The 26,726-nt window shown below is 66.6% G+C and carries 24 protein-coding genes, 5 tRNA genes and 1 pseudogene; 25 read left to right on the top strand and 5 right to left on the bottom strand.

The window, feature by feature from the left end:
- Positions 1–2 precede the first annotated feature (2 nt).
- Positions 3–659, top strand: a complete 657-nt coding sequence (locus tag DXK21_RS10765) for a DedA family protein (protein WP_114817782.1) — start codon at positions 3–5, stop codon at positions 657–659.
- A gap of 178 nt (positions 660–837) precedes the next feature.
- Here DXK21_RS10765 and DXK21_RS10760 read toward each other — a convergent pair whose 3' ends face one another.
- Together DXK21_RS10760 and DXK21_RS10755 are read right to left on the bottom strand one after the other, a co-directional pair.
- Positions 838–4,125 carry an amidohydrolase family protein gene (locus tag DXK21_RS10760; protein ID WP_326970164.1) on the bottom strand — a complete coding sequence of 1,096 codons (3,288 nt, stop codon included), beginning with the start codon at positions 4,123–4,125 and terminating at the stop codon, positions 838–840.
- A gap of 184 nt (positions 4,126–4,309) precedes the next feature.
- Positions 4,310–4,384, bottom strand: a tRNA-Thr gene (locus DXK21_RS10755).
- Between the two features lie 62 nt (positions 4,385–4,446).
- Between DXK21_RS10755 and DXK21_RS10750 the strand changes: the two genes are divergently transcribed.
- From DXK21_RS10750 to DXK21_RS10680, 15 genes are all read left to right on the top strand, one after another.
- Positions 4,447–4,653 carry a hypothetical protein gene (locus DXK21_RS10750; protein WP_114817780.1) on the top strand — a complete coding sequence of 69 codons (207 nt, stop codon included), beginning with the start codon at positions 4,447–4,449 and terminating at the stop codon, positions 4,651–4,653.
- Positions 4,654–4,755: 102 nt separating this feature from the next.
- The gene (murA, locus tag DXK21_RS10745) at positions 4,756–6,045 is read left to right on the top strand and encodes a UDP-N-acetylglucosamine 1-carboxyvinyltransferase (protein WP_114817779.1); all 1,290 of its coding nucleotides are present in this window, start codon (positions 4,756–4,758) and stop codon (positions 6,043–6,045) included.
- Positions 6,035–6,517: a DUF2948 family protein gene (locus DXK21_RS10740; protein ID WP_114817778.1), complete on the top strand. Its 483-nt coding sequence runs from the start codon at positions 6,035–6,037 to the stop codon at positions 6,515–6,517. The genes murA and DXK21_RS10740 overlap by 11 nt, the downstream gene beginning before the upstream one ends.
- The gene (locus DXK21_RS10735; protein ID WP_114817777.1) at positions 6,514–6,981 is read left to right on the top strand and encodes a UPF0262 family protein; all 468 of its coding nucleotides are present in this window, start codon (positions 6,514–6,516) and stop codon (positions 6,979–6,981) included. The genes DXK21_RS10740 and DXK21_RS10735 overlap by 4 nt, the downstream gene beginning before the upstream one ends.
- A gap of 101 nt (positions 6,982–7,082) precedes the next feature.
- Positions 7,083–7,301, top strand: a complete 219-nt coding sequence (gene infA / locus DXK21_RS10730) for a translation initiation factor IF-1 (RefSeq protein WP_008261544.1) — start codon at positions 7,083–7,085, stop codon at positions 7,299–7,301.
- Positions 7,302–7,309: 8 nt separating this feature from the next.
- Entirely contained in the window at positions 7,310–7,909 is a 600-nt protein-coding gene (locus DXK21_RS10725) for a Maf family protein (protein ID WP_114817776.1), read from the top strand.
- Between the two features lies 1 nt (position 7,910).
- Positions 7,911–8,948, top strand: coding sequence for a ribonuclease E/G (locus tag DXK21_RS10720; protein ID WP_114817775.1), 1,038 nt, complete (start codon positions 7,911–7,913; stop codon positions 8,946–8,948).
- Positions 8,948–9,103 (top strand): DNA gyrase inhibitor YacG, encoded by a 156-nt coding sequence (locus tag DXK21_RS10715; RefSeq protein ID WP_114817774.1) that lies wholly within the window; start codon positions 8,948–8,950, stop codon positions 9,101–9,103. The genes DXK21_RS10720 and DXK21_RS10715 overlap by 1 nt, the downstream gene beginning before the upstream one ends.
- 73 nt (positions 9,104–9,176) lie before the next feature.
- Positions 9,177–9,252: transfer RNA gene (locus DXK21_RS10710), tRNA-Phe, on the top strand.
- A gap of 439 nt (positions 9,253–9,691) precedes the next feature.
- Positions 9,692–10,603, top strand: a complete 912-nt coding sequence (locus DXK21_RS10705) for a MotA/TolQ/ExbB proton channel family protein (RefSeq protein WP_114817773.1) — start codon at positions 9,692–9,694, stop codon at positions 10,601–10,603.
- Between the two features lie 5 nt (positions 10,604–10,608).
- The gene (locus DXK21_RS10700; protein WP_114817772.1) at positions 10,609–11,040 is read left to right on the top strand and encodes an ExbD/TolR family protein; all 432 of its coding nucleotides are present in this window, start codon (positions 10,609–10,611) and stop codon (positions 11,038–11,040) included.
- A gap of 18 nt (positions 11,041–11,058) precedes the next feature.
- The gene (locus tag DXK21_RS10695) at positions 11,059–11,589 is read left to right on the top strand and encodes an energy transducer TonB (protein WP_114817771.1); all 531 of its coding nucleotides are present in this window, start codon (positions 11,059–11,061) and stop codon (positions 11,587–11,589) included.
- Positions 11,590–11,727: 138 nt separating this feature from the next.
- A complete protein-coding gene (locus DXK21_RS10690) occupies positions 11,728–12,471 on the top strand; it encodes a M48 family metallopeptidase (RefSeq protein ID WP_114817770.1) in 744 nt (247 codons plus the stop codon).
- A gap of 82 nt (positions 12,472–12,553) precedes the next feature.
- Positions 12,554–12,630, top strand: a tRNA-His gene (locus DXK21_RS10685).
- 43 nt (positions 12,631–12,673) lie between these two features.
- Positions 12,674–13,465, top strand: a complete 792-nt coding sequence (locus tag DXK21_RS10680; protein ID WP_114817769.1) for a methyltransferase domain-containing protein — start codon at positions 12,674–12,676, stop codon at positions 13,463–13,465.
- Here DXK21_RS10680 and DXK21_RS10675 read toward each other — a convergent pair.
- On the bottom strand, positions 13,371–15,197 hold the full coding sequence (locus tag DXK21_RS10675; protein ID WP_114817768.1) for a patatin-like phospholipase family protein: 1,827 nt from the start codon (positions 15,195–15,197) through the stop codon (positions 13,371–13,373). The two genes, DXK21_RS10680 and DXK21_RS10675, sit on opposite strands and share 95 nt — an antisense overlap.
- A gap of 79 nt (positions 15,198–15,276) precedes the next feature.
- Between DXK21_RS10675 and DXK21_RS10670 the strand changes: the two genes are divergently transcribed.
- The 7 genes and pseudogenes from DXK21_RS10670 to metG all read left to right on the top strand — a co-directional run bounded on the left by DXK21_RS10670 (position 15,277) and on the right by metG (position 24,343).
- The gene (locus tag DXK21_RS10670) at positions 15,277–16,869 is read left to right on the top strand and encodes a carboxyl transferase domain-containing protein (protein ID WP_114817767.1); all 1,593 of its coding nucleotides are present in this window, start codon (positions 15,277–15,279) and stop codon (positions 16,867–16,869) included.
- Between the two features lie 190 nt (positions 16,870–17,059).
- A pseudogene (locus DXK21_RS16670) lies at positions 17,060–17,374 on the top strand (endonuclease domain-containing protein); the annotation flags it as partial.
- Between the two features lie 129 nt (positions 17,375–17,503).
- The gene (locus DXK21_RS10665; RefSeq protein ID WP_170136961.1) at positions 17,504–18,403 is read left to right on the top strand and encodes an enoyl-CoA hydratase-related protein; all 900 of its coding nucleotides are present in this window, start codon (positions 17,504–17,506) and stop codon (positions 18,401–18,403) included.
- A gap of 192 nt (positions 18,404–18,595) precedes the next feature.
- Entirely contained in the window at positions 18,596–20,578 is a 1,983-nt protein-coding gene (locus DXK21_RS10660) for an acetyl/propionyl/methylcrotonyl-CoA carboxylase subunit alpha (protein ID WP_114817765.1), read from the top strand.
- A gap of 171 nt (positions 20,579–20,749) precedes the next feature.
- The gene (locus tag DXK21_RS10655; protein ID WP_114817764.1) at positions 20,750–21,148 is read left to right on the top strand and encodes a DUF1489 family protein; all 399 of its coding nucleotides are present in this window, start codon (positions 20,750–20,752) and stop codon (positions 21,146–21,148) included.
- Positions 21,149–21,213: 65 nt separating this feature from the next.
- Positions 21,214–22,560, top strand: a complete 1,347-nt coding sequence (locus tag DXK21_RS10650) for an MATE family efflux transporter (protein ID WP_114817763.1) — start codon at positions 21,214–21,216, stop codon at positions 22,558–22,560.
- A gap of 73 nt (positions 22,561–22,633) precedes the next feature.
- Positions 22,634–24,343, top strand: coding sequence for a methionine--tRNA ligase (gene metG / locus DXK21_RS10645; protein WP_114817762.1), 1,710 nt, complete (start codon positions 22,634–22,636; stop codon positions 24,341–24,343).
- 58 nt (positions 24,344–24,401) lie between these two features.
- Here the strand turns inward: metG and DXK21_RS10640 are convergent, their stop codons facing one another.
- Together DXK21_RS10640 and rlmB are read right to left on the bottom strand one after the other, a co-directional pair.
- Positions 24,402–25,247 carry a TerC family protein gene (locus DXK21_RS10640; protein WP_114817761.1) on the bottom strand — a complete coding sequence of 282 codons (846 nt, stop codon included), beginning with the start codon at positions 25,245–25,247 and terminating at the stop codon, positions 24,402–24,404.
- Positions 25,248–25,335: 88 nt separating this feature from the next.
- A complete protein-coding gene (rlmB, locus tag DXK21_RS10635; protein ID WP_114817760.1) occupies positions 25,336–26,148 on the bottom strand; it encodes a 23S rRNA (guanosine(2251)-2'-O)-methyltransferase RlmB in 813 nt (270 codons plus the stop codon).
- 209 nt (positions 26,149–26,357) lie between these two features.
- Between rlmB and DXK21_RS10630 the strand changes: the two genes are divergently transcribed.
- Together DXK21_RS10630 and DXK21_RS10625 are read left to right on the top strand one after the other, a co-directional pair.
- Positions 26,358–26,441, top strand: a tRNA-Tyr gene (locus tag DXK21_RS10630).
- Between the two features lie 96 nt (positions 26,442–26,537).
- Positions 26,538–26,611: transfer RNA gene (locus DXK21_RS10625), tRNA-Gly, on the top strand.
- Positions 26,612–26,726: the final 115 nt, after the last annotated feature.

Genomic DNA, 26,726 nt, shown 5'->3' with positions numbered 1-26,726 from the left:
GTATGGATAGTTTGCTTAGTTCGGCCGCCGATTTCATCGCCAGACACCATGTCTGGGCCGGGGTCGTTCTAGGGTTGGTCACGTTTTTCGAATCTCTGGTGGTCATCGGCGCCTTCGTGCCGGCCACCGGCTTGCTGGTGGCGGCGGGCGGTCTGGTGGCTGCGGGCGTGCTGGACCCGCTGACCATCATCGCCGGCTGCGTCATCGGCGCGGTCATGGGCGACGCCATCTCCTACTGGATCGGGCGGCGACTGGGCACGGGCGTGCTGCGCCAGCCCATGCTGCTGCCGCATCGTCGCAAGATCGCGTGGACGCGGCTCTACTGCCGTCGTTACGGCGTGGCCTCCATCTTCATCGGCCGCTTCTTCGGTCCGCTGCGGGCCTTTGTGCCGGTCATGGTGGGCGTTCTGCGGATGCGCCAGCGCGTGTTCCAACTGGCCAATGTGACGTCCGCCTTCGTCTGGGTCCTGGCCATGCTGGCGCCCGGCTATCTGGCCGCCAAGGGTCTGGCGCAGCTGGAGTTCATGAGCGAGGCGCACGGCCCGACCCTGATGCTGATCGCCTTTGGCGCTCTTGTGGTCGTCGCCGTCGTCGCCATGCGCTGGCTGAAGGGCAGGGCGGCCAGGCGCTCGGCCTTGCTGGCTGCGACGGTCAAGTAGCTTCCGCCGTCGTCATCCCGGCCGCAGCGCAGCGAAGAGCCGGGACCGCCCTAGATGCCGCCGTGAGTGTTTCCTGCGGTCCCGGATAACGGCTTCGCCGCTTCCGGGATGACGTTTAGAGCACGAAAAAAGGCCCGACCGGATGGTCGGGCCTTCTTCGTTTCAGGGCTGACGCGCGTCAGTCGTGGCCGTGGCTGTGGCCGTGCGCATCCGCCTCGGCGGAGGCAGCCCCCGCGCTCCAGGCCTGACCCTCGGCGCTCTGATGCCAGAAGGGCTGACGCGGAGCCTGACCCACCTCGTTCATCTGATTGTCGAAGATGCGGCCGTTGATCATGGTGTAGCCGATCTTGACCGTGTTGCGCAGGTTCTCCAGCGGGTTGGCGTCCAGCACGACCAGGTCGGCCAGCTTGCCGGTCTCCAGCGAGCCGATGTCCTTGTCCATGCCGAGCGCCGCGGCGCCGTTCAGGGTGCCGACGCGCAGGGCCTGATGCGGGGTCATGCCGCCCTGCTCGAACATCCACAGCTCCCAGTGGGCGCCGAGGCCTTCGCGCTGGCCGTGGGCGCCGATCTGCACCGACACGCCCTCGTCCGACAGGCGCTTGGCTTCGCGGGCGATGTCGATGTGGTTCAGCTCGTTTTCGGGCACATGGACCGGGCGACGGGCGCGGCTGTCCAGGATGCGGCGCGGCACGTACCGGGTCAGGATCGGGTCGTTCCACACCTCCGAGGCCTGATACCAGTAGTTCTCGCCCCAGTTGCCGCCATAGGCCACGACCAGGGTCGGGGTGTAGGCCACCTTGGTCTGACGCCACAACTGATGCACGTCGGCATAGAGGCGGGCCAGCGGGATCGAGTGCTCGATCGTGGTGTGGCCGTCCACCACCATGCTCATGTTGTGCTGATACAGGGACCCGCCCTCGGGCACGACCATCATGCCCAGCTCGCGCGCAGCGGCCAGAATCTGCTGGCGTTGGTCGCGGCGGGGCTGGTTGTAGCTCTTGACGCTCCAGGCGCCGACGGCCTGCATCCGGCGCAGGTTGGACATGGCGTCGTCCAGATCATCGACCTGGGCCGTGAAGGGCGTCGCCGCGCCATACAGGATGGTGCCGGTCGAGAAGATGCGCGGGGCCACCACGCGACCGGCCTTGGCCAGTTCGCTGTGGGCGAAGATCTCGCTCGAATCATTGGACGGGTCGTGGATGGTGGTCACGCCGAAGGCCAGCGCGGCGTAGTTGACCCAGGACTGCTGCGGGATGATCTCGTCCGAGCCCATCGAGCCATGCCAGTGGGCGTCCACCAGGCCGGGGATGATGGTCTTGCCGGCCATGTCCATGACGCGGGCGTCAGTGGGGACCGTCACGGAGCCGCGCGGGCCGATGGCCTCGATTCGGTTGCCGTTGATCACGACCACGCCATCCTCGATGACCTCGTCGCCCTTCATGGTGATCAGGCGGGCGCCGCTCAGGACCACGCGGCCCGAGGGCTTGGCGTAGTCGGCGCTGAAGCCGATCTTGATTCCATGCTCGGCGGGCTTGGGCAGTTCGGCGGGCGCGCCTTCGGCGAAGGCGAAGCTTTCTTGCAGCGGGCGCGAGAACAACTCCGGTCCCATCGACCATTGCAGGCGGCTGGAATCGCCGGACCAGTGCAGCCATTCGCCGGCGTCGCGGGTGACGCGGGTCTGGGGCAGGGCCTTGGTCTCGGCGCCGACCGTGACGGCGCGGCCCGTGGCGACGAAGGGCGTGACATAGGCGTTGAAGCGCTCGGTCCAGGCCACCCAGTGCTCGTCAGGCGAGACTGAGAACTCGGCCGCCCATTCACTGCTCAGGTGGGTGCGTTCGTCGTCGCCCGACAGGTTGACCGACTTGAGCACGCGCTTGTCGCCGTCGCGCGCGGTCAGGAAGACCCGGTCGTTGCGGGCGCCGAACTTCGGGTTCGACCCCTCGTCGGTGATCAGGGTCGGCTGGCCGCCGCGCACCGAGGTCCGATAGACGCCGGGCTCGCGGCTCCACAGGGCCGTGCGCAGGAAGCCGTCGCTGGAGGTGCGATAGACGACGGTCTGGCCGTCCGGCGAGAACTGCGGCTCCAGATAATGACCGGGCTGCGCGCTGATGACGCGGCCTTCGCCGCCGCTGGCAGGGATCACTCGCAGCGTGCCCAGGTCCTGATCGTTCCAGGTCGTGTAGACGATGGAGCGGCCGTCACGCGACCAGGCGGGATAGAGCTCGAAGTGGTCGCTCTGGCGCGTCAGACGACGGGGCGTCCCGGCCACGCCGTTCCTCAGATCGCGAATCCACAGATTGCCCAGGGCCTCGAACACCACCTTCGACCCATCAGGCGAGGTCTGGGCCCAGCGGACCATCTTCACGTCGAACTGGTCGGGCGCGACCTCGACGGGGAAGCGCACGGCCTCCTGCACGCGACGGGTGTCGGCCACGTGGAAGGGGATTTCGCTGACGGCCTTGGAGGCCACGTCGATGCGATGGATCTTGCCGCCGGCCCAGAAGACGATCGCGCGGTTGTCGGGGGTCCAGCTCATCGTCGGATAGACGCCGTGGATGGCCCAGGTTTCCTGCAGGTCGCGGTCCAGGGCGTCGTGGATCGGGGTCTCGCGGCCCGATTCCAAGTCCATGACGTAGAGCACGGACTTGTACCGATCACGCCGGATGAAGGCCAGGGACTTGCCGTCGGGCGAGGGGGTGGGGCGAATCGAGCCGCCCGGGCCGGTGACGAAGGGCGTGACCTCGCCCGTTTCGCGATCCAGGCGACGGATCACATAGATCTGGGTGTTCGGGTCCTTGGAATAGTCGAACACGCCGCCCGAGGTGGCGTCGTCGCTGAAGTAGAGATAGCGGCCGTCGGGCGAGAAGGCGGGCTCGCCCGTGTCCTTCTGCTGGGTGCGGCGCTCGGTCAGCTGCACGCCGCCGCCGCCCGCGCGGTGGTACATCCACATCTCGCCCGCGCCCAGCGAACGCGACGAGGTGAAATGCTTGCGGCCGACGATGAACTGGCCGTCCGGCGACCAGTCGGGCTGGGTCAGCAGGCGGAAGGTCTCGTTCGACACCTGTTTGGCGTTCGACCCGTCGCGGTCCATGACCCACAGGTTGTCGCCGCCGCCCCGGTCCGAGGTGAAGGCGATGGAGCGGCCGTCCGGCGAATACTTGGGCTGCATGTCCCAGGCCACGCCCGAGGCGATGGCGCGGGCCTCGCCGCCGCTGATCGGCATGACATAGATGTCGCCCAGCAGGTCGAAGACGATCTCGCGGCCGTCAGGGCTGACGTCCAGCGACATCCAGGTGCCCTCGGTGACGTCGATGGTCGCGTCATGCGACGCGCCCGGCGGATTTTGAACGTCCCACTTGGGCTTGTCCGGCGTCGTGGGGGCGGCGGCCGCCGTCGAATCGCTGGCCGGCGCATTTTGCGCGAACGCCGGGAAGGCCACGGCCAGGGCCGCGACGGTGGTCAACAAACTGCGCTTCATGAAAGCCCCCAAACCCCTCGAACTGAGGTCGCAAGGTCTAGCGGGAGCGGAGCGGTCTTGACCAGACGTCAGGGGCCGAGCAGGCGCAAATCACCTGCGTCAGGACATCGCATTGGATTGTCGGGAAGATTGGCCCGGACCCTTGCAAATTGTTGATCTGCAAGGGTCCGGATGGTGCCGCCGGGGGGAATCGAACCCACGACCTCAGCCTTACCAAGGATGCGCTCTACCACTGAGCTACGGCGGCCCTCACTGAGGAAGCGGCCGTATAGCCAACGGCTTCGGCCGGGCCAAGTGGAAAATGCACGCTTGATCAAAAACTTTGCACGCGGTCTGCTGCACGCCATGGATACCCCGCCCAAAGACGCCGTTCCCCTAGCTCCGGTCGTGGAGCCGACCCGTGAACAGAAGGCCAAGGCCGAACGGGCCGTTCGGCTGGCCGCCGCCCTGCGCACCAACCTCAAGCGCCGCAAGGCGCCGACCGCCGCGCCGCGCCCCGCGACAGAGCGCAACTGAAAGTCATCGTCCTTGCGCGCATACGGCTCTTTCGCGAGGGCGTAAGGGCTTGCTAGATAAGCGGTTCGCCGGGGCGCAGTGTTTCCGGCCGCGAAAGATTCCATGGACAGCATCGTCATCCACGGCGGCAACCGCCTGAACGGCCAGATCGAGGTCAGCGGCGCCAAGAATTCGGCCATCAAGCTGATGGCGGCTTCGATCCTGACGGATCAGCCCCTGCTGCTGACCAATATGCCGCGTCTCGCCGACACCCGCTTCCTGGGCCAGCTGTTGCAGCAGTTCGGCGTTCAGGTGACGGAACGCGATGGCGCTGACGGCCAAGAGACCCTGTTCCACGCCCCCGAACTGACCTCGACCTTCGCCCCCTATGATCTGGTTCGCCAGATGCGGGCTTCGTTCAACGTCCTGGGGCCGCTGCTGGCGCGCATGGGCCACGCCAAGGTCTCCCTGCCGGGCGGCTGCACCATCGGCGCCCGGCCCGTCGATCTCCACCTGATGGCGCTGGCCGCCATGGGGGCGGCGATCGAACTGGAAGAGGGCTATGTCTCCGCCCATGCGCCCAAGGGGCTGCACGGGGCCGAGATCGAGTTTCCCTTCGTCTCGGTCGGCGCGACCGAGCACGCCCTGCTGGCGGCTGTTTTGGCCAATGGAACGACGGTGCTGAAACGCGCGGCCCGCGAACCCGAAATCGGCGACCTGGCCCGTTGCCTGATCGCCATGGGGGCCAGGATCGAAGGCCTGGACACCGATGTCCTGACCATCACCGGCGTTACGTCGCTGAACGGCACGACCTGGTCGGTGATTCCCGACCGCATCGAGATGGGCAGCTATGCCCTGGCCGCGGCCATGGCCGGGGGCGAAGTGCGCCTGACCAAGGGCCGCGCCGACCTGATCACCGCCCTGACCGACAAAATGATCGAGGCCGGCGTCGAGGCCGAGCCGACCGCCGACGGCCTCATCGTGCGCCGCGACCCGACGCAGCGGCTCAAGGCCGTCAACGTCACGACCGAGATCTATCCGGGCTTCGCCACCGACCTGCAGGCCCAGTTCATGGCCCTGATGACGACCGCCGAGGGTGAGAGCGTCATCCACGAGAACATCTTCGAGAACCGCTTCATGCACGCGCCCGAGCTGGCGCGTCTGGGCGCCGACATCTCGGTCCACGCGGGCGAGGCCCATGTGCGCGGCGTCGAGAAGCTGCACGGCGCCCCGGTCATGGCCACCGATCTGCGCGCCTCGATCAGCCTGGTCATGGCCGGTCTGGTCGCGGAGGGCGAAACCACGGTCGGTCGTGTGTATCATCTGGATCGCGGCTTCGAGCGGATGGAAGAAAAGCTGGGAGCCTGCGGCGCCGATGTCCGGCGCGTGAAAGGCGAGGCGGATGAGCACTGAGGTCCAGGCGGTCTCTGACAACGACGCGGCGGCCGAATCCCTGGCGCCGATGGAGCCCTTGCGCCTGCTGGCCGAGGACGCCGTCGATCTGCAGATCATCTCGGCAGCGCTTCAGGACGCCATCATGCGTCCCGTCGACATCAGCTGGGAAAGGGAAGCGCGGCGCCTGACCATTGTCCTGTCGCGCTTTTGCTGGGAATGCGGCGGCACGCGCGTCATGTCCGCCATGCAGTTCGGCGACGTCGAGGCGGTCAAGAGTCGCCGCCTGCCGCGCGCGCCCGAATCGGCGCTGGAGCTGCTGGCCCTCGACTTCGAACCGACCGAGGCCCCCGGCGGACGGGTCATCCTGATGTTCGCCGGCGGCGGCGATCTGCGAATCGACGTGGAGTGCCTGGACGCCGTGCTGACCGACCTGTCGGACCGCTGGCCTGCGCGCATGGCCCCGACCCACCTGGACGAGACCAAGCCATGAGCGGACCGCACAAGCTGACAGCCATCGAGGTGGACGCCGCGACCCTTCCGGCCGCCACCGCCGAGATCGAGCATCAGCGCCGCGTCGCCATCTTTGATCTGGTCGAGCAGAACAGCTTTGCGCCCGAGGGCGCCGCGGGCGGGCCCTACGCCCTGCGCCTGTCGTCGCAGGACAACCGCCTGGCCTTCGACATCACAGGGCCGGACTTCGCCCGCACCCACGTCCTGTCGCTGTCGCCGATGAAGACGGTGATCCGCGACTACGCCCTGATCTGCGAAAGCTACTACGAGGCCCTGCGCGGCTCCTCGCCCAGCCAGATCGAGTCGGTCGATATGGGCCGTCGCGGTCTGCACAACGAGGGCGCCGAACTGCTTAAAGGTCGCCTCGAAGGCAAGGTCGAGATCGACAAGGAAACCGCCCGTCGGCTGTTCACGCTGGTTTGCGCCGTCTATCGACGCGGCTGAACTCGACTATTTCGGCATTTTGGTGCATTAGGCGCCTCCTTCACGGCTCGCGTTCACACCCGACGCGAGCCTTAAGCTGTTTTTCGGGTGAGAGAGACCGCATGGCCAAGGAAGAGCTTCTCGAGTTCCCCGGCACCGTCAGCGAACTGCTGCCGAACGCCACCTTCCGCGTAACGCTGGAAAACGACCACGAGATCATCGCCCACACCGCCGGCAAGATGCGCAAGAACCGCATCCGCGTCCTGGCGGGCGACAAGGTGCTGGTTGAAATGACGCCCTACGACCTGACCAAGGGCCGCATCACCTATCGCTTCAAGTAAGGACGCGCGTGTCGCGTCCTGACCTTTCGGCTCCGAGGCTGGTTCTGGCCTCGTCGAGCCCGCGCCGCATTGAACTGCTGGCGCAGATCGGGGTGGTTCCCGATCATGTTGATCCCGCCGATATCGACGAGACCCCGCTGAAAGGCGAGACGCCGATGCGTCTGGCCGAGCGCCTGGCGCGCGGCAAGGCCGAGGTCGTGGCCGCGCGGTCGCCCGACGCCATCGTCCTGGCCGCCGACACGGTGGTGGCCTTGGGCCGTCGCCTGCTGGAAAAGCCGGCGGACGAGGCCGAGGCCAGGCGTTTCCTCGAACTGCTGTCGGGCCGCAATCACCGCGTCTTCACCGGCGTCGTTGTGATCGCGGGCGGTCAGACGACCTGCCGCGTCGTCGACACCCGGGTCTCGTTCAAGACCCTGTCCGCCGAAGAGATCGCCACCTACGTCGCCTCAGGCGAATGGCGCGGCAAGGCGGGCGGATACGGCATCCAGGGGGCGGCCGCCGCCTTCGTGCGCCGGATCGTCGGCAGTCATCCCGCCGTCATGGGTCTGCCTCTCTATGAAGCGGCCAATCTGCTTCGGGGCGCCGGCTGGCGGCCCAGGATCGCCTGACATGGCCGGTATCGAGGTCTTCCTCGATCAGGCGCCGGGCGAGACCCGCGGCGTCATCGCCCGCAAGGGGCGCTACCACAATCTGATTATCCAGCGTGACAGCGACCAGCCGAGCGATCGGCTGGGCGCGCGCAGCGTGGGGCGCATCGCGCGGGTCGAACCGGCCCTGCGCGGCGCCTTCGTCGATCTGGGTGCGGGCGAGCCCTATGGGTTCCTGCCTCTGGGCCAGAACGACAAACCGGGGGAGGGGACCAAGGTCGAGGTCGAAGTCTCCGCCGAACCCCGCGAACGCAAAGGCCCGGTGCTGCGCCGTCTCGGTGACGCGTCGGGCGAGCCGCGCCTGCTGGCGCCGGGGCCGGACGTGGCTGCGATTCTCTCTGTCTTGGCGCCTGGCGTCACGCCTCAGACCGGAGTAGCTGCGATTCGCGCCGCCCTCGAGGCCGAGGAGGACGCGCTGTCCTCCAGCGTCGTCGATCCCTCCTGCGGCTTGGACCTGATGATCCAGCGCACCCGCGCCCTGATCGCCGTCGACATCGACCATGCCCCTGCGCCGGGCCGTGATTCCCGCAAGAACCGCGAGACGGCCAATCGCGAGGGCCTGGCTCACGCCGCCCGGCTGCTGACGCTGAAGGGGTGGGGCGGTCTGATCGTGATCGACCTGATCGGCGTCGGGCTGCACGGCGACACTATAATGAAGATGGCGCGCGCAGCCTTCGCGGGGGAACCGCAGGCGGCGTTCGGGCCGTTGAGCCGGTTCGGCCTGATGCAACTGTCCCTGCCGTGGCGAAGGACGCCGCTGGATGAACGACTGCTCGACGGGGCGGGACGACCTAGTTTGGAGGCGCGCAGCATAGATATAGTGCGCCAGTTGCGTCTGGCCCTGTTGTCCGATCCCGCCACGCCGCGCTTTGTCGCGCGCTGTGCGCCTGAAGCGGCGGCGCTGGCTGCGCCCCTGGTCGAGGCCCTCGGCCCGAGGGGCGGTCTCCTGGCTGATCCGTCGATGGCCGCCGGCGCCGTCAGAATAGAAGAGGCTCCCTAATGTCGCTCTGCCCCATCTGCCGCCGCCAGAAGGCTGTCGAAGCCTACAAGCCCTTCTGCTCCAAACGATGCGCCGACGTGGATCTGCAACGCTGGTTCACCGGCGGCTACGCCGTTCCGACCGACGAAGTGGCCGAAGATGAAAAAGATCGCTGAATTGAGTGAATTGGCGTCTGGACAGCCCCGTCAGCCTCGCCTATAGACCCGCCTCTCGCGGCGACGTCGCGTGGCCTGGATAGCTCAGCTGGTAGAGCAGCGGATTGAAAATCCGCGTGTCGGTGGTTCGAACCCGCCTCCAGGCACCACTCCCCCTACAACTCACGTCTTTCCCTCGCGGGGAAAGCCTTGCCCTAAAATGGTCTAAATTTCGCCATGGGCATTGCATGCCCGTAACCCGGCGTGATGCGACACTTTCGTGTCGCCAACATTACAAAAATCGCAAATATTTTGCCGAACTTCCCGATTGCTGCACGTGCGAAGGGGAAAAGAAACTTTGCGGACTTGACGCTAAGATAGGCGTTCGCCAAAGGGTCTTAACCGCATTCCTGCTTGCAGGTCGGGGCTACCGGGATATTGTGTCCTGGACCTTGGCGGCGACGGTTGTTTTCGAACGACCGTTGCGGGGGCGGTTCCACTCGGCGGGCTCGATCTCGTCGGTGGTGAAATTTCATTATAGGGACGGCCGACTGACGCGGTCCGTGTCTTGGGTTCCACGTGTCAGACCAAAGCAGGAACTGGCGAACAATGCTCGCTAGCAAGAAGACGAATATCCTCCTCGCACTGGCCGGCGCTGCCGTCCTGATGGCGAGCTCGCCGGTTCTGGCGCAAGACGCCGCAACCCCGGCCGCTCCGGCAGCCGCCGCCTCGACCGCCGCTCCGGCCGCCGATGCTGCTGCTCCGGCTGCTGACGCTGCTGCTCCGGCCGCTGACCCCACCACGGTCAGTGAATCGGTTTCCGGCGGTCACAGCGGCGGCATCACCCCGGTCTCCATGTTCATGGAAGCCACGGCCGTCGTTAAGATCGTCATGATCGGCCTGCTGCTGGCCTCGATCTTCTCGTGGACCCTGCTGCTCATCAAGCTGCTGGAGTTCGGCGCGCTGAACAAAGCCACCGACCGCTTCCTGGAAGCCTTCCGCGGCGCTCGCACCATCGCTGACATGCGTCGCGTTTCGACCTCGGAAGAGTTCGACGGCAACCCGCTGGCCGACATGGCCGCCGCCGCTACCGAAGAAATCGAACTGTCGCGTCAGGCTGGCCTGAGCGTCACCGGCGATCACCGCGACTCGGCTCTGCTGCGCGCCCAAACCGCCGTCGCCGCCGTTCAAGCCGGTCTGCCCAAGCGCCTCTCGGGCGGCCAGCAGTTCCTGGCTTCGACGGGTTCGACCGGTCCGTTCGTGGGTCTGTTCGGCACCGTTTACGGCATCATGAACTCCTTCATCGGCATCGCCGAGTCCAACACGACCAACCTGGCCGTCGTTGCTCCGGGTATTGCTGAAGCCCTGCTGGCTACGGGTATCGGCCTGTTCGCCGCTATCCCGGCCGTTATCTTCTACAACTACTTCAACACGCGTATCTCGAACTACGGCACGCGTTCGGACGGCTTCAACGCTGAACTGATCAACGCCATCTCGCGTCAGCTCGACAAGGGAGCGTAAGACGGATGGCCGCCAAACTTTCCGGTTCCGGCGGCGGCAAGTACACCGTCGAGGCTAATGCCGAGATCAATGTCACACCCTTCGTGGACATCATGCTCGTCCTCCTCATCATCTTCATGGTGGCGGCTCCGCTCGCCACCGTGTCGGTGCCGGTGAAACTGCCTCGCGCCGTCGCGCCTCCGGGCAAGAATCCGCCGACGCCGGTCTTCATCTCCATCCAGAACGATGGCGACGTGTGGATCGGCGACCTCAAGTCTTCTCCCGGTGCTTTGGGCGATGACCTGCGGGTGCAGATCGGACGCAGGAACCCTTCGGAAGAACGTATTTTCATTCGTGCAGACCAGCAGACCCGGTACGGCGACTTCATGCAGGTCATGAACGCCCTCCAGGACAATGGTTTCTACAGCGTCGCCCTGGTTGGCGAAGACAACTCGTAAGGGGGCGGGGCGCATAGCATGACAGCTGAACCTCACGTCCACCGCGATCCGATTCTGGATCCGCCGAAGAAGAAGAAGAAGCTTTCGACCGGCGCCGTCGTGGGCATCACCGTCTCGGTGATCGTTCACGCCCTGGCGGGCCTGTACTTGTATAACAACAAGTTCGTGTTGAAGGAGATGACCTACGAGGACGAGGCCGTCGACGTCGAGCTGATGGAGGTTCCCCCTCCGCCGCCTCCGCCGGCTCCTCCCGCGCCGCCGAAGCCTTCGGTCATCACTAACCCGAGCTGGTCCCGCCAGGTCGCGCCGGAATTCCCGGAACGCGCCCAATCGCGCGGCATCGAATCGGGTTCGGCCAAGGTGAACTGCGCGGTTGCCCCGAACGGCAGCCTCTCGGATTGTCGCGTTGTGGATGAAGATCCCGCCGGCGCCGGTTTCGGCCAAGCGGTTCTTCGGGCGGCCCGTTCGGGTCGTCTGGCGCCGCGGACTGTTGACGGCGCCGCCGTCGGCGCCCGCGTCGAGTTCACGACCCGCTTCCGTCTGGACTAAGGATCTCTCTAGAGATCAGGTTGAACGCCCCGGAGGAAACTCCGGGGCGTTTTTCTTTGTCCGCTGATCAGCGCGGCGGGACTGGCGCGAAGAGGCAAGCTTGCTCATGTTCGGCAGGAATAATCAGAGGGCTTTGCCATGAAGACATTCGTCGCCGTCATCGCCGCCGTCACCACGATCGGCCTGGGCGCCTGCGCCTACAACGAGAGCCTCGGCCGCAATCAGTTCCTGATCGTCGACGACAGCGCCCTGATGCAGCAGTCCAACGCCGCCTGGGCCGAGACGCTGCGGTCGCAGAAGGTGTCGACCAACGCCGCGCAGAACGAACGTGTGCGCCGTGTCGGCGGGCGGATGGTTCAGGCGGCGGGGCTCGCGGGGCGCCAGTGGGACTATGCGGTGTTCGAGGACGCCAGCCCCAACGCCTTCGTCCTGCCGTCGGGTCAGATCGGCGTCACCACGGGTCTGCTGAAGCTGGTCCAGAACGATGATCAACTGGCGACCGTCATCGGCCATGAGGTCGGTCACGTCGTCGCCCGTCACGCCGCCGAACGCTATTCGACCCAATCGACGACGGGTCTGGTCCTGGGTGCGGTCCAGAGCCGGGCAGGGGACTATTCGCAGGCCATCGGCGCCCTGGGCGGCATGGGTGCGCAACTGGGTCTGCTGCTGCCCTTTTCGCGCAGCCATGAGCTGGAAGCCGACCGTCTGGGCGTCGATTACGTCGCCGCCGCCGGCTACAAGCCCTCGGAATCCATCGCGCTTTGGCGCTTGATGGCGCAACAGCGCCAGTCGGGCACGCCCGAGTTCGCCTCGACCCACCCCTCGGACCAGACGCGGATCACCGCCTTGCAGCAGTATATCGCCAGCCGAGGCTGGAACTGACGGGGGATAAAGTGAAATTCCTTCAAATGCATATTGCTGACCGGGGCGAGGCCCGCTAGAGAACCGGCCTCGCGTTGATCGCGCCGCCTTAGCTCAGTTGGTTAGAGCGCCGGTTTGTGGAACCGGAGGTCCTCAGTTCAAGCCTGAGAGGCGGTACCATCACTCCCACGAATCGCTTTCGGCGACGTGGAGTGGTGACGATATGAGCGACGCTTTCCCCCTTTGGGACCCCCGCCAGTATAACCGATTTGAAGCCCAGCGCGACCGCGCCGCGCTCGATCTTCTCGTGCGCCTGCCCGAGGAACTTGATCCTGCCGAGATCTGGGATCTGGGCTGCGGAACCGGCCAGCACGCCGCCCTGCTGAAGCGCCGCCACCCGAACGCCAGGGTATACGGCCTGGATTCCAGCGCCGCCATGCTGGAGCAGGCCCGCGCCCTGTCCGCCGACATCGACTGGTCGGTCGGCGACATCGCGACCTGGGCGCCGGATCGCCCCGCCGACCTGATTCTCGCCAACGCCTCGCTGCAATGGTTGCCCGATCACACGGCCCTGTTCGCTCATCTGGCTGGCGCCCTCGCGCCCGGCGGCCTGCTGGCGGTGCAGATGCCCATGGCCTGGGAGACGCGCCACCATACGATCATGCGTGAGGCGGCGGCCGAGGGGCCGTGGGCCTCGGTCCTGACCGGCGTGGACCCGATCGCGCCCCTTCTGCCTGCCGAGGCCTATTACGAGGCTCTGGCGCCGCTTTGCAACGACATCGACATCTGGTCGACGACCTATCTGCACGTTCTGGCGGGCGAGAACGCCGCGCTGGAGTGGATGAAGGGAACGGCGTTGCGACCCTATCTCACCGCCCTGGCAGGCGACACGGCCCTGCGCGAGGCCTTCCTGACCGCTCTCAGCTTGCGACTGTCCGAGGCGTTTCCACAGCGTCGGGACGGAGCGACGCTTCTACCATTTCCTCGGCTGTTTCTTGTGGCGCAGCGTCGTTGACGCGGCGCCGATGCAGGTGCTCGACCGGGCATTTCAGCGTCGCCAGGGCCGTCTTCGCCGCGGCGTATCCTGAAGACACCGCGGGGGCGTAGGCCTTCCAGTCGCGGATATCGACGCCCTCGGGCCTGGGCAGGATCAGCAGGTCGGTGTCCGCCCGCGCCTGCATCAGTTCGGCCTCGGTCGTCAGGGTGGCCGAGCGCATCAGCACCGACACGATCGGGGGCCCCTTCTTCCAGGCGCCCGAGACGATCCAGCGCCACCAGGACGGCGGATCTTCCAGCGCCTTGGGATCGACGCCACGCGTCTGTGACACGTCCACGCCGACGACGGGTCCGCTGTTCAGGCGGCGCATGACCTCGCTGGGGAAGTTGCGCAGCACGGCCCCATCGACCAGCACCTGGCCGTTCATCACCACCGGCGGCATGACGCCGGGAATGGAGATCGAGGCCCGCAGGGCGTGGCGCAGCATCCCCTCGCGATGCACCTCCACCTTGCCGGATGTCAGGTTGGTCGAGACCGCGAAGAAGGGCAGGGGCATGTCTTCGATATTCACGTCGCCATAGGCCTCCTGCATCAGGCGCGCGACCTTGCGGGCATGGGTCATGGCGATGATGGGGAAGGCGATGTCCGACAGGGGATCGGATTCGACGAAGGCCCTGCGGATGCGTTCGTCCAACTCATCGTCGGACCAGCCCAGGCCGGGGCCGGCGGCGATGACGGCGCCCATGGAGGACCCGCCGATGAAGTCGATCGGCATGCCGGCTTCGCGCAAGGCCTTCAGGGCGCCGATGTGAGCATAGGCCCGGGCGCCGCCGCCCGACAGCACTACCCCGACCGCCGAGCCGGTGACGATACGGGCAATCCGCGCGGTGTCGTCAAACAGGCCCTCGACGGCATGGAACCAGCGACCGGGCTTGAACGCCTCCAGCCAGGCCCGCGTCCTGGTGGGCCGGGCCATATGCGCGGGACGCAGCAGAATGAGGTCGCTCAGGGGGTGGGCTTCGTCCTCGATCTCAGGCGGCAGGACGGGCGCCTGCGGCCTGTGGTCGGCGTCGCCCACGATAAAGATCCGGTCCACCTGCCGGGCGCACAGCGAGGCCCAGCCTGGCTCATCGGATTCGGCAATATAGAGGACGTAGTCGTACGCGTCCTCCACGCCCGAGAACCACTCGGCGGCGGACGACAGGGCGCTGTGGTCGATGATGCGGCAGCTGAAGCCCTGGGACTCGACCGCCCGCGCGACCCGCTCGACGAAACTGCGAATCGGCTGGGCGCGCGCCGAGACGAAACCGAAGACGGTCGGGTCTGATCCGGTCGAGTTCCGCTCGCGCGCCCGCATCAGCATGATCTGGCCCAGTTCGGCCATCAGGGCGGGCTCGGCGCGGGCCGCCTCGAAGAAGGCGTCACGGGGCAGGGCGATCACGTCGCTGTCGCGCAGAGCCACGACATTGGCCATGTGGGTCGTGCCCGCCAGCATGGCCATCTCGCCGACGGGATCGCCCGGCTTGATGACGCCGACGAACTGTTGCCCGCGTCCGTTGTCGTCGCGAAACACGCCCAGCCGCCCGGCGCGCAGCAGATAGAGGGTGTCGGCGGGATCTCCGGCCGAGAACAGCCGCTCGCCCCGCGTCAGCGCGAACCAGCTGGCGCGGGTGTTCCTGGCGCCGTCGAAGACCCGCGCGAGGGCGGCTTCCAACGTGTCGGGCAGCGTGTCGTGACGTTCAGCAACCATGGGGATGGTTTAGGCCGGAATCCGTTCGACAGGAAAGCGGACGCTTCCCCCCGAGGCGGAAGCCTCCTAAACCTTGGGCATGCCCAAGCTGATTTCCGCCGTCGATCGCAACAGTCCTGCTTTCAAAACGCTGGATGCGCACAATCGCGCCCTGCGGGACGAACTTTTCGATAAGGTCGCCAAGGCCGCGCGCGGGGGCTCCGACGCCAGCCGCGAGCGCCATGTGGCGCGTGGCAAGCTCTTGCCGCGCGACCGGGTCGAGCGCCTGCTGGACCCCGGCTCGCCCTTCCTCGAGGTCGGCCAGTTGGCCGCCAACGGCATGTATCGGGATGAAGCCCCCGGCGCGGGCATGATCTGCGGCGTCGGGCGCGTTTCGGGCCGCGAGGTCATGATCGTCGCCAACGACCCCACGGTGAAGGGCGGCGCCTACTTCCCCATGACGGTGAAGAAGCACCTGCGGGCGCAGGAAATCGCCGAGCAGAACAATTTGCCCTGCGTCTACTTGGTTGATTCGGGCGGCGCCAACCTGCCGCACCAGGCCGAGGTCTTCCCCGACCGCGACCACTTCGGCCGCATCTTCTTCAATCAGGCGCGGATGTCGGCCCGGTCGATCCCGCAGATCGCCTGCGTCATGGGCTCCTGCACGGCGGGCGGCGCCTATGTCCCGGCCATGTCCGACGAGACGGTGATCGTGCGCAACCAGGGCACCATCTTCCTGGCCGGTCCGCCTCTGGTGAAGGCCGCCACCGGCGAGATCATCTCCGCCGAAGAACTGGGCGGGGCTGAAACTCACGGCCGCAAGTCCGGCGTGGTCGATCATGTGGCCGAGAATGACGAGCACGCGCTGGAGATCGTCCGCTCCATCGTCGCCAACCTGAACACGGTCAAGGACGTGCCGCTGGACGTGCGCGAGCCGCGCGCCCCCGCCCTGGACCCGCAAGAGCTTTACGGCATCATCCCCGACGACGTGCGCGCCCCCTATGACGTGCGCGAGGTCATCGCCCGCATCGTCGACGGCTCGGACTTCGATGAGTTCAAGGCCCTGTACGGCACCAGCCTGGTCTGCGGCTTCGCCCGCATCTGGGGCTATCCGGTCGCCATCCTGGCCAACAACGGCGTCCTGTTCTCGGAGAGCGCCCAGAAGGGCGCGCACTTCATCGAACTGGCCTGCAAGCGCAAGATTCCGCTGCTCTTCCTGCAGAACATCTCGGGCTTCATGGTCGGCGGCAAGTACGAAGCCGAGGGCATCGCCAAGCACGGCGCCAAGCTGGTCACGGCGGTCGCCAGCGCCGAGGTGCCCAAGTTCACCGTCCTGATCGGCGGCAGCTTTGGCGCCGGCAACTACGGAATGTGCGGTCGCGCCTATTCGCCCCGCTTCCTCTTCACCTGGCCCAACAGCCGGATTTCGGTGATGGGCGGCGAGCAGGCGGCCAGCGTCCTGGCCACCGTTCACCGCGACGCTGACACTTGGAGCGCCGACGAAGCCGAGACCTTCAAGGCCCCGATCCGTCAGAAGTACGAGGACGAGGGCAACCCCTATTACGCCACCGCCCGCCTCTGGGACGACGGCGTCATCGACCCGGCCCAGACCCGCGACGTCCTGGGCCTGGCCATCAGCGCCAGCCTGAACGCCCCCATCCCCGAAACGCGCTTCGGCGTGTTCAGGATGTAAATTGCATCCTTGGCACTCCAAGAATCCTTCTCCCCTCGGGGGAGAAGGTGGCCTGCGGAGCAGGTCGGATGAGGGGGCGCTATCTGCAGGCAAGCGCGAACAAGGAGCATGGAGCCGACGGCCCCCTCATCCGTCTCGCTGGCGCAAGCCACCTTCTCCCCCGAGGGGAGAAGGGGTTAGGCTGGGCCTTATGCATCAGTCGCCTGACCGAACGCGCCGTGCCCGTCGTCTCCGAGCCGACACCACGCCAGCCGAGTCCCGCCTCTGGGCCCTGCTGCGCAATCGCGGCTTCGAAGGCTGGAAATTCCGGCGTCAGACCCCTGTCGCCGGCTATGTCGCCGACTTCCTCTGTCTCGACCTCAAGCTGGTCATCGAACTGGACGGCGGCGTTCATCGCCTGCGCGAGGCCGAAGACGCCCTGCGCGACCATCGCCTCGCCGAGGCGGGTTTCGCCGTTGTCCGCTTCTCAAACGAAGCATTTTTGCACAATCCCAATATCCTGCTGGACGCGATCCGCCTTCGCGCGGCACAAATGGGGAAATCGCCCCCTCATCCGACCTGCTCCGCAGGCCACCTTCTCCCCCAAGTGGAGAAGGAAGACATTTCAGGCGTTCAGAGCTTGAAGGAGCCATCCATGACTGACCAACCTACCGAAGAAGACCTGAATGCCCTCGACATCACCGACGCCGAGGCCGCCGAGATGAACGCCATCGCCCATCCCTTCGTCGCCGATCCGGCGCCGGACGCGGACAATGAGCTGGTCAAGATCGACGCCCTGCCGTCGGGCGTGGTCTTCGTGACGATCAACCGTCCGGCGAAGAAGAACGCCTTCGACGCCGCCACCATCGCCGCCCTCTATGAAGCGTTCGAGACCCTGCACGGCGCGGACCGGGTGCGCGTGGTCTTCATCCGCGGCGCGGGCGGCACCTTCAGCGCGGGCGCTGACCTGAACTGGATGGCCGACGCCGCCGGCTGGTCCGAGAGCGACAACCGCGACGACGCCGTGGGTCTGGCGAAAATGCTCAAGGCCCTGCACGATGTGCCGGCCTTGACGGTGGCCCTGGTCGAGGGCTCGGCCATGGGCGGCGGGGCGGGCATCGTCGCCGCCTGCGACATGGCCGTGGCGGTCGAGGGCGCGCGCTTCGCCTTCTCTGAGGTCAAGCTGGGCCTGATTCCCGCGACCATCGCTCCCTATGTCATCGAAGCCGTCGGCGCCCGTCGCGCTCGCCAGCTGTTCCTGACCGCCAACACCTTCGACGCCGACTACGCCGCCCATGCCGGTCTGATCGATCTGGTCCTGCCAGAAGGTTCGGTAGATGAGTTCATCTCCATGCTGACCGACAGCCTGACGACCTGCGCGCCCGGCGCCATGGGCGAGGCCAAGCGTCTGGTGAACGACCTGGCGGGCGAAACGATCGACCATCGCCTGCTGGAAGAGACCGCCAAGCGCATTGCTCGCGCTCGCGTCTCGGAAGAAGGACAGGAAGGCGTCCGCGCCTTCCTCGACAAACGCGCCCCCAGCTGGGCGCAATAAGACTTCTTTCCTCCCCACGCGTGGGGAGGGGGACCACGAAGTGGTGGAGGGGGCGACGTAAACGTCAGCCGTGGAGTCGCCCCCTCCGTCACGTCGCCTTCGGCGCCGCGCCACCTCCCCATTCGCTTTGCGAACAGGGAGGAGCAAGGTGGAGCAGGGCGCCCATTTGCAGAGGCAGAGTTCAAGACCGCCATGTTCAAGTCCGTCCTGGTCGCCAATCGCGGCGAGATCGCCTGCCGCGTCTTCCGCACCGCCCGCCGCATGGGCCTGCGCACCATCGCCGTCTATTCCGAGGCCGACGCTCAGGCGCTGCACGTTCGCGAAGCGGACGATGCGGTGCTGATCGGCCCGGCGGCGGCGCGCGAATCCTATCTGGATGCGGCCAAGGTGCTGGCGGCGGCCAAGGCGACGGGGGCGGAGGCCATCCACCCCGGCTACGGCTTCCTGTCCGAGAACGCCGACTTCGCCGAGGCGGTGATGGCGGCCGGCATCGTCTGGATCGGCCCGCAGCCGTCCTCGATCCGCGCCATGGGCCTGAAGGACGCGGCCAAGAAGCTGATGATCGAGGCCGGCGTGCCCGTCACCCCCGGCTATCAGGGCGAGGACCAGTCGGTCGAAACCCTGACGGCCGAGGCGGCGCGCATCGGCTATCCCGTCCTGATCAAGGCGGTCGCCGGCGGCGGCGGTAAGGGCATGAAGAAGGTCGACCGCGCCGAGGACTTCGCCGATGGTCTGGCTTCGGCCCAGCGCGAGGGCCAGTCGTCGTTCGGCGATCCGCGCGTCCTGATCGAGAGCTACATCACCCGCCCGCGCCACATCGAGGTGCAGGTCTTCGGCGACAGCCACGGCAATGTCGTCCACCTGCATGAGCGCGACTGCTCGTTGCAACGTCGCCACCAGAAGGTGATCGAAGAGGCGCCTGCGCCGGGCATGGATCAGGCCACCCGCGACGCCGTCACTGCCGCCGCCGTCCGCGCCGCCAAGGCCGTGAACTACCAGGGCGCAGGCACCATCGAGTTCATCGCCGACGCCTCTGACGGGCTGAAGGCCGACCGCATCTGGTTCATGGAAATGAACACCCGGCTGCAGGTCGAGCACCCGGTCACGGAATCCATCACCGGCGTCGATCTGGTCGAATGGCAGCTGCGCGTCGCGTCGGGCGAACCCATCCCGCTGGCCCAGGCCGACATCCCGATGAAGGGCTGGGCCATGGAGGCCCGTCTCTATGCCGAGGACCCGGCCCACGGCTTCCTGCCGTCCATCGGGCGGCTGGATCACTTCGTCATGCCGGACGACATTCGTGTCGACACCGGCGTGGAGCAGGGCGGCGAGGTCAGCCAGTTCTACGACCCGATGATCGCCAAGCTGATCGTCCACGCCGACAGCCGCGAAGCCGCCGCCGCCCGCCTGGCCGACGCCTGCCGCGAGGTCGAGGTCTGGCCCGTCCGCACCAACGCCGGCTTCCTGGCCCGCTGCCTGGACCACCCGCGCTTTGTCGAGGGCGACGTGGACACGGGCTTCATTGGGGCGGAGGAGGCGTTGCTGATCGCTGCGAAGCCTTCTTCGCTAAGTATCGCGGCTGCACTTGCCGCAGTCGGAATCCGCGCTGACGAAGCCGTCTTCGATTACAACAATGCAGCTCCGCCTTGGAACGACGGCCTGTTCGCGTTCCGTATGAACGCCTCAGCCAAGACTGGGGTTACGCTCTATCACGACGGCGAGCGTGTGCAGGGTGAGTTGCTCGGCGTTCACGGTGGCGCGGCGCGTCATTCCACCTTTGATCTTCGCACCGACGATGGAACTTTCCAGGCGCTGGGCTCGCCTGCTTTTGTCTTCATCAACGGTGAACAGGTCGCGATGGCTGAAACGGGCGACGGCCGCGTCGTGGTCTTTGAGGAAGGCGATGTATTCGAGTTCCTTCCTCGTCTGACAGCTGCTGCTGGCGGCTCCACCTCCGACGGCGGCCTGCGCGCCCCCATGCCCGGCAAGATCGTGGCCGCGCCCGCCAAGGCCGGCGACGTCGTGACCAAGGGCCAGCCCGTCGTGGTGCTGGAGGCCATGAAGATGGAGCACGCCCTGACCGCGCCCTTCGACGGCGTGGTGGCCGAGTTCAACGTCGCCGTCGGCGATCAGGTCGTGGACGGCGCGGTTCTGGCCGTGGTGAAGGCCGACTAACCCCGCCGTCATCCCGGACGGCCGTCAGGCCGATCCGGGACCCAGACATCGGCTTCAAACACGGGCAGGGCTGGATCAGAGCCGCCGTCTGGGACCTGGGTCCGCTGCGCGGCCCCGGGATGACGGAAGAGGTGGTTTCGCCAATCCCGCCAAGAGACTATCTGCACCCCCATGCCCCTTCACATGATCAAACTCTGCGTCGGCGTGTCCGAGGTCGAGACGCTGGAGGCGAACGCGGCCCGTTCCGACTGGCGCATCGTCCACACCCGCATGACGCCCAAGCGCGCCGTCGAGATCGAGGACGGCGGTTCGCTCTACTGGGTCATGAAGGGCTCTGTGACCTGCCGTCAGCGCATCCTCGACATCACCACGGTCGGCGAGGGCAAGGCCAGCCGCTGCGAGATCAAGCTGGACAGTCAGGTCATCCGCACCGCGCCCCTGGCCCGGCGGCCGTTTCAGGGCTGGCGTTATCTGGAGCCCAAGGACGTGCCGCCGGACCTGTCCGTGGCCGAGGCGACGGACCTGCCGGACGATCTGGCGCGGGAGCTGCGCGAACTCGGCGCTTGGTGACCCTTTCGTGGCTTTAGGTCGCGAGTATTGACCTTTGGCCGCCGCCGTGGCCTGTCCCGGCTCCCATGACCAACGCCCTGTTCAGCTTCAAGACCCGCGAGACCCTGTCCGAGCTGCTGAAGCTGGCCTGGCCGGTCGTGCTGGCGCGTCTGGGCATCATGACCATGGGCCTGACCGACGCCATCGTCGTCGGCCACTACGCCAGCCGCGAACTGGCCTATCACTCCCTGGCCTGGGCGCCGTCGTCGGTCGTCCTGACCACGGCGGTCGGCCTGATGATGGGCGTACAGGTCATGACCGCCCGCCTGCTGGGCGAGGGCCGCAAGGACGAGGTCGGCGCCGTGCTGCGCCGGGGCATGGTCTATGCGTTGCAGATCGGCTTCGTCTCCATGTTCGCCCTGATGCTGCTGGGGCCGTTCGGGCTGCAGCACATGGGTCTGGAAGACGGACTGGGCGAGGGCGCTTCGCCCGCCCTGATGGTCTTCGCGCTTTCGATGCCGGCCTATCTGATCTCGGTCGCGGCCCAGTTCTTCCTCGAGGGGCTGCATCGGCCCAAGGCGGGGATGGTGGCCATGTGGGTCGCCAACGCCGTCAACCTGGGTCTGAATCTGATGCTGGTGCCAGACCTTCTGGGGCTGGGCGTCGACGGCGCGGTCGCCTCGGCCTGGGCCACCTTCGGCGCGCGCACCGCGCTGGCGATCTTCCTCGTCATCTTCATCCTGCGCCTGCCCGAGGCGAGGGCTCTGGGCGTCTTCAGCAAGCCCAAGCGCGACAAGGCGGTCGAGCGCGAGCAGGTCAAGGTCGGCGTCGGCGCCGGTTCGTCCAACTTCATCGAGGTCGGCGCCTTCGCCGCCATGACCGTTTTCGCCGGCCAGCTGGGCGCCGCCGAGACCGCCAGCTGGGCCGTGGTCATCAACGTCTCCGCCATCGTCTTCATGGTGCCCATGGGCCTGGGCTCGGCGACGGCGGTCCTGGTGGGCCGCAGTTACGGGGCGCGCGACCGGGACGGCGTCATGCGCGGGGGCCTGGCCGGCATCGGCGTGGTCACGGTCCTGGCCTTCATCATCGCCATCGGCCTGTGGCTGACCGCGCCCCTGGTGGTCAGCGCCTATACGACCGACCCGGCCATCCTGGCCATCGCAGCCCCGGCCCTGGTGCTGGCGACCCTCTTCTTCGTCGCCGACGCCCAGCAGGTCGTCGCTGCCCAGGCCAACCGCGCGTCGGGCGACGTGGTCTGGCCGACGCTGATGCACCTTCTGTCCTACGGCATCATCATGATCCCGCTGGGCTGGTGGCTGGCCCACCGGATCGGCGTCGACGGTCTGGTCTGGTCGGTCATCGTGGCCAGCCTGATCTCCGGCGCGCTGCTGATCGGCCGGTTCGTGCGGATAGCGAAGCGGTTGCCGGCCTGAGGCGTGACGGCGGGGTGACGCCTCGGGTTTCGCCCTCTATATCCGTCTGCTTCCTCCCGCAGACTGGACGACCATGGCCCGCATCCTCATCACCTCGGCGCTGCCCTACATCAACGGCATCAAGCACCTTGGGAATCTGGCCGGGTCCATGTTGCCCGCCGATGTCTGGGCGCGCTTCATGCGCGGGCGCGGCCATGACGTCCTCTATGTCTGCGCCACCGATGAGCACGGCACCCCGGCCGAGCTGGCCGCCGCCGCCGCCGGCCAGGATGTCCGCACCTATTGCGACGAGCAGCATCAGGTCCAGAAGAAGGCCGGCGAGGCCTTCAGCCTGTCCTTCGACGTTTTCGGCCGCAGCTCCAACGCCCCGAACACCCGCCTGACCCAGCACTTCGCCAAGGTGCTGGAACAGCGCGGCCTGATCGAGGAGCGCGTCGACCGGATGATCTATTCGATCGACGACGCCCGCTTCCTGCCCGACCGCTATGTCGAGGGGACCTGCCCGCACTGCGCCTACGAAAAGGCGCGCGGGGACCAGTGCGACAACTGCGGCCGCCTGCTGGACCCGACCGACCTGATCAACCCCTATTCAGCGGTTTCAGGCAGCCGTAATCTTGAGGTCCGCGACACCCGTCACCTCTATCTGCTGCAGACCAAGGTGGCTGACGAAGTCCGTGCCTGGGTCGACGCCCGCTCGGAAGGCTGGCAGCCGCTGGCCCGCTCCATCGCCTACAAACATCTGGACGAAGGCCTGATCGACCGCGGCATCACCCGCGACCTGAAATGGGGCGTGCCGGTCGTCGGTCCCGACGGCGGCCCGCGTCCGGGCATGGAGGGCAAGGTCTTCTACGTCTGGTTCGACGCCCCCATCGAATACATCGGCGCGACCGAGGAGTGGGCGGAAGCGACGGGCGGCGACTGGCGCTCGTGGTGGCGTCTGGATGAAGGCGCCGACGATGTCCGCTACGTCCAGTTCATGGGCAAGGACAACGTGGCCTTCCACACTGTCAGCTTCCCCGCCACCATCCTGGGCTCGGGCGAGCCGTGGAAGACGGTCGATCAGCTGAAGGCCTTCAACTGGCTGAACTGGTACGGCGGCAAGTTCTCGACCAGCATGGGCCGGGGCGTCTTCATGGATCAGGCGCTGGAACTGCTGCCCGCCGACTACTGGCGCTGGCACCTGACCGCCTATGGCCCGGAGCACTCTGACGCGGCCTTCACCTGGGAGCAGTTCCAGGCGACGACGAACAAGGACCTGGCCGATGTCCTGGGCAACTTCGTCAACCGCATCGTCAAGTTCACGGAATCCAAGTTCGACGGCGTCGTGCCCGAGGGCGGCGAAGCCGGCCCGCTGGAAGCCAAGCTGGCGGCGGACATCAAGGCCGGTCTGGAAACCCTGACCGCCGAGTTCGAGGCCATGGAGTTCCGCAAGGCGGCCCAAGCCGCGCGCGCCCTCTGGGTCATGGGCAACGAGTATCTTCAGGAAGCCGCCCCCTGGACGGCGCTGAAGACCGACCGCGACCGCGCCGCCGTGGTGGTCCGCACCGGCCTGTCCTTGGTCGCCCTTTTCGCCCGCATCACCGTCCCCTTCATGCCGGGCAGCGCCGAGCGCATCGGCGCGACGGTCGGCGCGACCGACCTGTCGTGGCCGAACGCCGACGCCGACCTGCTGACCCTGGTCCCCGCCGGTCAGATGGTCGCCGCGCCCGCCGTCCTGTTCGCCAAGATCGAGGACGCCCAGGTCGCCGAATGGACCGAACGCTTCGGCGGCGCCGAGGGGTAACCTCTGAGCGTTGAATAGAGAAAAGGCCCGGATCGCTCCGGGCCTTTTTGCTATCAGGTCACTGGGCGGGCGCCGCGTCCGCCGCTGGAGGATTTCGCTGTTCCCGCGCGCCGGGCAGACCCGCCGGGGTCGCGTCCTTGCTGCCCGCGCCGGCGTGTTTCATGTGCTTGGCCTGTTCTTCCTCGCCGATGTCGAGGAAGGCGGGGGCCGAGGCGTTGAACTGATCGGCGTGGCCCATACGCACGATGACCGAACGTCCGCCGTCCCAGACCATGTGCAGGGCGACGTACAGAACGATGACCAGACCGACGTAGGCGATCCAGCGATAGCGGTTCAGCAGCTTGGCGATGAAGCTGGCGGCCAGACCCATCAGGGCGATCGACAGAATCAGGCCGAAGACCATGATCCAGGGGTGGTCGTGGCTGGCGCCGGCGACAGCCAGCACATTGTCCAGGCTCATGGTCAGGTCGGCGATCATGATCTGGAGCAGGGCGGCGCCGAAGGTCTTGCGCTTCAGGCCCAGTTCCTCAGGGGACGGACCGCCGCCGTGCTCGATGGCCAGGGCGCGTTCAATCTCCGCCTCGGCTTCAGCCTGATCGTGGGTCGCCTGTTCGCGCAATTCGCGCCACATCTTCCAGCACACCCACAGCAGCAGGAAACCGCCCGCCAGCAGCAGGCCGACGATGGCCAGCAGTTGCACGGTGATCAGGGCCAGACCGATGCGCATGACGACGGCGGCGGCCAGACCGATCAGGATGGCCTTGCGGCGTTGTTCCTGGGGCAGGGCGGCGGCGGCCAGGCCCACGGCCACGGCGTTGTCGCCGGCCAGGACCAGGTCGATCATCAGAACCTTGCCGAGAGCGGTGGCCTGACTGATGAGGTGGGGGTCAGAGAGAAATTCCATCAGGGTTCATTAAGCCCCGAGGAAAGCTGCGCCAAGACGTCGCAGCAAACTCGCTCCCGCCGACGCAGGCCAGCGGGAGCGAGATAGATCAAGCCGGGCGTTGCGCGCGGGCGACTTCATACAGGGCGATAGCCGCCGCGTTGGACACGTTCAGGCTTTCGAATCCGCCGGGCATGGGGATCTTGGCCATGATGTCGCAGTGCTCGGCCACCAGACGACGCACGCCGTCGCCTTCGGACCCCATGACCAGAACGGTCGGTCGCGAATCAAGCGCCTGTTCCAGAGTCTGTTCAGCAGAACCGTCCAGACCGACGGCGCGCCAGCCCAGATCGGCCAGTTTTTCCAGTGCGCGACTCAGATTCGTCACGCGGGCGCAGGGCAGGCGCTCTGTCGCGCCGGCCGCCGCCTTGGCCAGGGCGCCGGCCAGGGCGGGCGAGTGCCGGTCCTGGACGACGATTCCCTTGGCGCCGAAGGCCAGGGCCGAGCGGAAGATGGCGCCGACGTTCTGGGTGTCTGTCAGCTGATCCAGCAGGACAATGACGCCGCTGGCGTCTTCGGCGATGTCTTCCAGCGAGACGCCTTCCAGCGGCTGAACCTTGAAGACCATGCCCTGGTGAACGGCGCCGGCGGGCAGCATTCGGGCGAGGGCGGTCGAATCAATCACCTCGATTCGGTGGCCGTTCGCCAGATTTTCCCGTTCGATTTCAGCGGCTCGGTCCTCTGTGACCATCAAACGGCCCATGCCGCGGCGGGCCGGATTGGCCAAGGCGGCCAAAACGGGATGGCGGCCCCAGACAAAATTATCCGATTCCGCCTTGCCGCGCGGGGCTTTAGGGGCTGAATCGCCCCCGGAACGGCCTGTTGGCGTAGGCGACCAACCTTTCTCGGGCCGGCTTTCCACGCGTTTGTGGAAAGACTGCTTTTTACCGGGTTTCCGGTCGTTGCGTTCTGAAAATGACGACACTATAAGACGGCCTCCGATTTGGGCCCTAGGGCTTCGGGTCAGGCGCTTCCTCTATTACAGGCGTCGCCGGACACGAAGGCTTTCGCGACAAAATGATCGAAAGATCGTGATGTTGCGTATCCAGACCGGTTTTGAAAACGCGCGCTGGGGGAATGTCCCGAGTGGCAAAGGGGGCGGACTGTAAATCCGCTGCGAAAGCTTCGAAGGTTCGAGTCCTTCTTCCCCCACCACGCGCGTTTCAAGGCCGAGAGGACGGAAACCCAGAAAAGGAATCGGGTGCGGAAACGCCAATCTCTTACGAGAGGTTGGGGCAACGCATTCTTCGCGCGGGTATAGCACAATGGTAGTGCAGCAGCCTTCCAAGCTGAGGATGTCGGTTCGATCCCGTCTACCCGCTCCAGATTTTTGAACTGAGCAGAAGCGCCCCTCCGCTTTGGACCCGGGCCACAGGAGTTTGGCCATGGCCAAGGAAAAGTTCGAACGTAACAAGCCGCACTGCAACATCGGCACGATCG

The sequence above is a fragment of the Brevundimonas bullata genome (genome assembly GCF_003350205.1).
GTDB lineage: Bacteria > Pseudomonadota > Alphaproteobacteria > Caulobacterales > Caulobacteraceae > Brevundimonas > Brevundimonas bullata.
Note: the sequence above shows the minus strand (reverse complement) of the source record. Positions and strands in the feature narration are given on the sequence as shown.

Excerpts from the sequence above, each read along its gene's own strand:
- DXK21_RS10690 (WP_114817770.1), top strand. The coding sequence starts at position 11,728 with ATGAAGACATTCGTCGCCGTCATCGCCGCCGTCACCACGATCGGCCTG.
- DXK21_RS10675 (WP_114817768.1), bottom strand. The coding sequence starts at position 15,197 with ATGGTTGCTGAACGTCACGACACGCTGCCCGACACGTTGGAAGCCGCC.
- DXK21_RS10665 (WP_170136961.1), top strand. The coding sequence starts at position 17,504 with ATGACTGACCAACCTACCGAAGAAGACCTGAATGCCCTCGACATCACC.
- DXK21_RS10735 (WP_114817777.1), top strand. The coding sequence starts at position 6,514 with ATGAGCGGACCGCACAAGCTGACAGCCATCGAGGTGGACGCCGCGACC.
- DXK21_RS10700 (WP_114817772.1), top strand. The coding sequence starts at position 10,609 with ATGGCCGCCAAACTTTCCGGTTCCGGCGGCGGCAAGTACACCGTCGAG.
- DXK21_RS10765 (WP_114817782.1), top strand. The coding sequence starts at position 3 with ATGGATAGTTTGCTTAGTTCGGCCGCCGATTTCATCGCCAGACACCAT.
- DXK21_RS10655 (WP_114817764.1), top strand. The coding sequence starts at position 20,750 with ATGCCCCTTCACATGATCAAACTCTGCGTCGGCGTGTCCGAGGTCGAG.
- infA (WP_008261544.1), top strand. The coding sequence starts at position 7,083 with ATGGCCAAGGAAGAGCTTCTCGAGTTCCCCGGCACCGTCAGCGAACTG.
- DXK21_RS10715 (WP_114817774.1), top strand. The coding sequence starts at position 8,948 with ATGTCGCTCTGCCCCATCTGCCGCCGCCAGAAGGCTGTCGAAGCCTAC.
- DXK21_RS10670 (WP_114817767.1), top strand. The coding sequence starts at position 15,277 with ATGCCCAAGCTGATTTCCGCCGTCGATCGCAACAGTCCTGCTTTCAAA.
- DXK21_RS10720 (WP_114817775.1), top strand. The coding sequence starts at position 7,911 with ATGGCCGGTATCGAGGTCTTCCTCGATCAGGCGCCGGGCGAGACCCGC.
- DXK21_RS10680 (WP_114817769.1), top strand. The coding sequence starts at position 12,674 with ATGAGCGACGCTTTCCCCCTTTGGGACCCCCGCCAGTATAACCGATTT.
- DXK21_RS10650 (WP_114817763.1), top strand. The coding sequence starts at position 21,214 with ATGACCAACGCCCTGTTCAGCTTCAAGACCCGCGAGACCCTGTCCGAG.
- murA (WP_114817779.1), top strand. The coding sequence starts at position 4,756 with ATGGACAGCATCGTCATCCACGGCGGCAACCGCCTGAACGGCCAGATC.
- DXK21_RS10660 (WP_114817765.1), top strand. The coding sequence starts at position 18,596 with ATGTTCAAGTCCGTCCTGGTCGCCAATCGCGGCGAGATCGCCTGCCGC.
- metG (WP_114817762.1), top strand. The coding sequence starts at position 22,634 with ATGGCCCGCATCCTCATCACCTCGGCGCTGCCCTACATCAACGGCATC.
- DXK21_RS10640 (WP_114817761.1), bottom strand. The coding sequence starts at position 25,247 with ATGGAATTTCTCTCTGACCCCCACCTCATCAGTCAGGCCACCGCTCTC.
- DXK21_RS10695 (WP_114817771.1), top strand. The coding sequence starts at position 11,059 with ATGACAGCTGAACCTCACGTCCACCGCGATCCGATTCTGGATCCGCCG.
- DXK21_RS10740 (WP_114817778.1), top strand. The coding sequence starts at position 6,035 with ATGAGCACTGAGGTCCAGGCGGTCTCTGACAACGACGCGGCGGCCGAA.
- DXK21_RS10705 (WP_114817773.1), top strand. The coding sequence starts at position 9,692 with ATGCTCGCTAGCAAGAAGACGAATATCCTCCTCGCACTGGCCGGCGCT.